Origin of the sequence: Methylobacterium indicum (genome assembly GCF_001043895.1) — a bacterium.
Classification (GTDB): domain Bacteria; phylum Pseudomonadota; class Alphaproteobacteria; order Rhizobiales; family Beijerinckiaceae; genus Methylobacterium; species Methylobacterium indicum.
The window spans coordinates 1-4,932 of sequence record NZ_JTHF01000157.1; the positions used below are offsets into that span (position 1 = coordinate 1).

Below are 4,932 nucleotides of genomic sequence, written 5' to 3' on the forward strand. Positions count from 1 at the left end.
AGACCGTTAAATCGAGCCGGCCCGAATCCGGATACCGAGCCGGCTCGATTTAACGGTCTGGAAGTCGCGGGCCCGCTACTGCTCGGACGGTTGCGGGTTCGGATCGGACGGGATGAGCGGGAACGCGACGCGCGACGGCACCGAGGGGCTGCTGCACCGCTGGCACGCCGCGAAGGCCGCCATCCGCGGATTGCCGGCCTACGAGGACCTGGTCCTGGGCAATCTCGGCCGCATGGCGAGCCGGTCCGCCCTGGTGGACGCGTCGTTCGCCAGCCCCCGCCTCCTCTGGGTCGGCGAGACCTTCGAGGAGTGGCTCGGACGCTCCGAACCGGGAGCGGCACCGGGCTCCGCCTGGGCCGACCGCGCCCTCGACGAGGTGACCGGCGGGCTCTCGTACGCCCTGCGCGAGATCGTCGCCGAGGCCCTCGCCGGCGGGGAGCCGGTCCGCACGCCCTGCGCCCGGGTGGCGGGCGGCGTCGCCTACACCACCGAGATGGTCGGCCTGCCGATGGCCGGCCGGTCCGGGGGGCTGGTGCTTCTGTGCCTCGCCGGCAGGACGACGCGGACGAACCTCCTCAAGACCCTGTTTCGCTCCACCCGGCAGGGCATGGCGGCTATCACGACCGTGCGGGACGGCGCCGGAGCGGTCACGGATTTCCGCATCCTGTCCCTCAACGACGCCGCCGCCGCGATGATGCGCACCACCGTCGAGCGGGCGCAGTGGCGGCGCCTGTCGACGTTTCTCCCGGCCGCGACGGTCGCGCCGATGCTCGCGCGCCTGAGCGCCGCCTTGTCCGGCGACAAGCGCCATTACGAGACCTCCTACACCCGGGCGGATGGCAGCCTGCTGCATCTCCGCGTCGAGATCGCGGCGATCGGCGATCTCCTCGGCGTGACCCTCACGGATATCGGCGACCTGAAGGCGCGGGAGGCCTCGGCGCGCCTCCTGTTCGAGCACAACCCGGTGCCGATGTGGCTCTCGGGCGAGGACGGGGCCGTGCTGGCGGTCAACGACGCCGCCACCGGCCATTACGGCTTCCCGCGCGAGGACTTCCTGCACCTGTCGGCCGGCGACCTCGTGGCCCCGGGCGCGGGCGGGCCGTCCCAGCGCCACCGCCGCCGGGACGGCAGCGTCATCGACGTCGAGGTGTTTTCCGGGCCGATCCCGTTCGAGGGCGTGAGCGCCACCCTGAACGCCTGCGTCGACGTGACCGAGCAGCGCCGGGCCGAGCGGCGCATCGCCCACATGGCCCATCACGATGCCCTCACGGGCCTGCCGAACCGCGTGCTGTTCCACGACCGGCTGGCCGAGGCGGTGGCGGCAGAGGTCCCGGTCGGGCTGCTCTGCCTCGATCTCGACCACTTCAAGCTCGTCAACGACACCCTCGGCCACCCGGCGGGCGACGCGCTGCTGCGCCAGGTCGCCGAGCGCCTGCGCGCCTGCCTGACGGCCGACGGGCTGGTGGCACGGCTCGGCGGCGACGAGTTCGCGATCCTGCACCGGGCCGAGCGGCCGGCCCTTCTGGCCCTCGCCGACCGGATCATCGCTGCCCTCTGCCGGCCCTTCGCGCTCGACGGCCAGGACGTCACGGTCGGGGTCAGCATCGGCCTCGCCCACGCGCCCGAGCATGGCCGGGATCCCGACGGGCTCCTGCGCAAGGCCGATACCGCCCTCTACGCCGCCAAGGCCGACGGCCGGCGCACCCGGCGCCTGTTCGAGCCCGCCATGGACGCGGCGCTCCAGGGCCGCCGCTCCCTCGAACGCGACCTGCGGGCGGCGATGGCCGCGGAGGCGCTGGAGGTCCACTACCAGCCCCTCGTCGACGCGCGCAGCCTCGCGGTGACGGGCTGCGAGGCGCTGCTGCGCTGGCGCCACCCCGAGCGCGGCTTCGTCTCGCCGGCGGATTTCATCCCGGTGGCCGAGGAGACCGGGCTGATCGCGCCCTTGGGCGAGTGGGTGCTGGCCCGGGCCTGCCGCGAGGCCGCCGCCTGGCCGCGCCCGGTGCGGATCGCCGTCAACCTCTCGCCGGCCCAGTTCCGCACCCCCGACCTCGTCGGCACCGTGGCCCGGGCGCTCGCCGAATCGGGCCTCGACCCGGTGCGGCTCGAGCTCGAGATCACCGAGCAGGTGATGCTGGAGGAAAGCGCCGCCAACATCGCGGTGCTGCACCGCCTGCGCGGCCTCGGGGTGCGCATCGCCATCGACGATTTCGGCACCGGCTACGCCTCGCTGAGCTACCTGCGTGCCTTTCCGTTCGACAAGATCAAGATCGACCGCTCGTTCACCGCGGCGCTCGGCCACGAGGCCGCGGCTCTGGCGGTGGTGCAGGCGGTGATCGGGCTCGGCGCCAGCCTCGGCATCACCACGGTCGCGGAGGGCGTCGAGACCGAGGCGCAGCTCTCCGTCCTGCGGCGCAGCGGCTGCGACGAGGTGCAGGGCTTCCTGTTCAGCCGCCCGGTCCCGGCGGCGGACCTGCGCGCCCTCGTCGCCGCGTCCGCGGGGCCCTGGATGGCGGCGGCGGCCTGAGGCGGAGGCTCCGACTTTCCCGGCCTCCTGAGTCCGGCGGGACACAACCTGGGGCGGCGAGAGCGGCTAGGCATGGGCCCCTGTCCAGCGACGGGCCGCCGATCCGCCCGTCCCGCCGAAAGGTCGCTTTCCGATGCCGCCGCGCCGCCTCGTCCTCGCCCTCCTCGCCGGGCTGCCGCTCGCGGCCTGCAACGCCCGCGGTCCCGCCCAGGTGGCGGCCGTCGATCCGGATGCGGCCTGGTACATCGGCACCATGCCCGACCAGCCCTACGACGTGCCGCTGGTCGACCGTAGCCGGATGGACCCGAAATACCGGCCCCAGACCGTCGCCTATACCGGTCTGGAGAAGCCCGGCACCGTCGTGGTCGATATCGACGAGCGCTTCCTCTACCTCGTCCAGGAGGGCGGCCAGGCGCGCCGCTACGGCGTCGGCGTCGGCAAGCTCGGCTTCTCCTGGAAGGGGACCGCCACGGTCGGCCGCAAGGGCGTCTGGCCCGATTGGGGGCCGACCGCCAAGATGGTCAGCCTCAACCCCGACCTGCCGCGTAACCGCAAAGGCGGCATCGACAACCCGCTGGGCGCCCGCGCCCTCTACCTCTACCAGGGCGGCCGCGACATCCTCTTTCGCATCCACGGCACCAACGAGCCCTGGAGCATCGGCGAGCAGATGTCCTCGGGCTGCGTGCGCATGCTGAACGAGGACGTGGTCGACCTCTACAACCGCGTCCCGGTCGGCACGACCGTGATGGTGAAGCGGAACGGGAAGTATCGGGTCTAGGAGAGATCGTCGGGCCACGGGCTCGCGCCTCAACCCTCCCCCCATTGCGGGGGAGGGGGCCCCGCGGCGAGTGCGAAGCACTCGTGCGCGGGGCGGGAGAGGGGACGCCGCTTCCGGATATGGTGGCACCGTTCTGGCGGGCGCCTCCTGAACCAGCGTCGCGCTGCCCCTCTCCCGGCCCACGGAGCAGGCCACCCTCCCCCGCACAGGGGGGAGGGTTCGGCGGGAGCGCTCCTCACACCGGCGGGGGCATCCAGAACTGGGCGATCAGGGCCGCGCCCAGGAACGTGCCGGCATTGGCCATGAACGACACCACCACGATGCGCCAGCCGAGGCGGCGGAAGGCCGGAAAGTCCTTGGCGAGCGACAGGCCCGCGAAGGCGAGGATCGGGGTGGCGAGCGCCAGGAAGTTGATCCGGCCCGTCGCTGCCGCGATCTCGGCCGAGAACGGCGTGCCCGGATAGGTGAGAGCCATGCCGATCAGCGACACCCAGACTACCGCCGGCAGCCGGCGTCCGGCGAGGCGGTAGAGCACCTCGCCGACGATCACCGCACCCACGATGATGGCTGCACCGATCAGCACCTGACCGTCGATCGCCGTGCCGTAGGTGAGCCGGTTGCCGATGAGGCCGAACGCCGCCGTGGCGAGCCAGATCAGCACCAGCGCCGGCAGCCCGAAGGCCGGGGCGGCATGGGCCGCGACCGCGGTGGCCGGTTCGGGTGCGGCCTCGGTCCGGCCGCGGCCCCGGCCGAGGATCGGCTCCAGCACGCCGTAGGCCCAGATCGTGAACGGAAGCGACAGGAACAGCGTGAAATAGGTGCCGATGGTGGTGGTGATGAGGTTGCTCGCCGCCGCGAAGGTGGCGACCTCCTTGGCCATCTCGGGCGTCTGCTGCGCCGCGATGGCGCCGGCCGCCGCGGCCATCATGCTGCCCGAGCCGACGCCGGCGCCCATGGCGAGCGCCAGCGGGTTGAAGATGCCGAGGCTCGCGATCAGCCCGGCCAGCACCGCGATGAACACCGCCCCGAACACCGTGCCGGTGAGGTACTCGGCCAGCACGCCGCGGCCTTCCGGCGAATCCATGCCGAAGCGCTCGCCGATAATCGCGAGGCTCGGCTCGCGCCCGACCGAGAAGGTGGCGCCGATCGCCTCGCGCTTGAGGCCGAGCAAGAGCGCCACGGGCAGGCCGAACACCATCGTGCCGAAGAAGTGGCCGAATTCCTGGAAGGCGAGGGCCCAGCCGGCGCTCAGGATCTTCGGCAGCGAGCCGCCGACGAGGAGGCCGAGCTTGGCGACGAAGAGCAGCAGGGCCGGCTGCAGGATCGCGCCCGCGGCGTGCTGGAGCGCCACGGGCAGCCGTAAGGAGCGGGGCAGGCGCGGCGCGGCCAGCCCGAGGCCCCCGCCCATCAGCAGGGCCCAGAGCAGCGGCAGCAGGATGATCTTGCCGTGCCCGAGCGGGATGGCGACGTTGCCGATCGCCTCCGCGATGGTCACCACCACGAGGGCGACGAGGAAGAGCGTCAGGATGCCGGCGCGGCCGGCATCGGTCGGGGGCGCGACGGCCGTGCCGCCGCTCGCGAGGGTACCGCTGGTCATGGGGGACGTCTCCGGTGCGGGGGGGCGGTC

General features: G+C 73.0%; 3 protein-coding genes. 2 read left to right on the top strand and 1 reads right to left on the bottom strand.

Annotated features, from left to right (window positions below; all coding sequences use genetic code 11):
• Positions 1–112 precede the first annotated feature (112 nt).
• Positions 113–2,527 (top strand): putative bifunctional diguanylate cyclase/phosphodiesterase, encoded by a 2,415-nt coding sequence (locus tag QR78_RS18920; RefSeq protein WP_082171941.1) that lies wholly within the window; start codon positions 113–115, stop codon positions 2,525–2,527.
• Between the two features lie 133 nt (positions 2,528–2,660).
• Positions 2,661–3,305, top strand: coding sequence for a L,D-transpeptidase (locus tag QR78_RS18925; RefSeq protein WP_048429117.1), 645 nt, complete (start codon positions 2,661–2,663; stop codon positions 3,303–3,305).
• Positions 3,306–3,540: 235 nt separating this feature from the next.
• Here the strand turns inward: QR78_RS18925 and QR78_RS18930 are convergent, their stop codons facing one another.
• A complete protein-coding gene (locus QR78_RS18930) occupies positions 3,541–4,902 on the bottom strand; it encodes a DUF3100 domain-containing protein (protein WP_082173765.1) in 1,362 nt (453 codons plus the stop codon).
• Between the last annotated feature and the right edge of the window lie 30 nt (positions 4,903–4,932).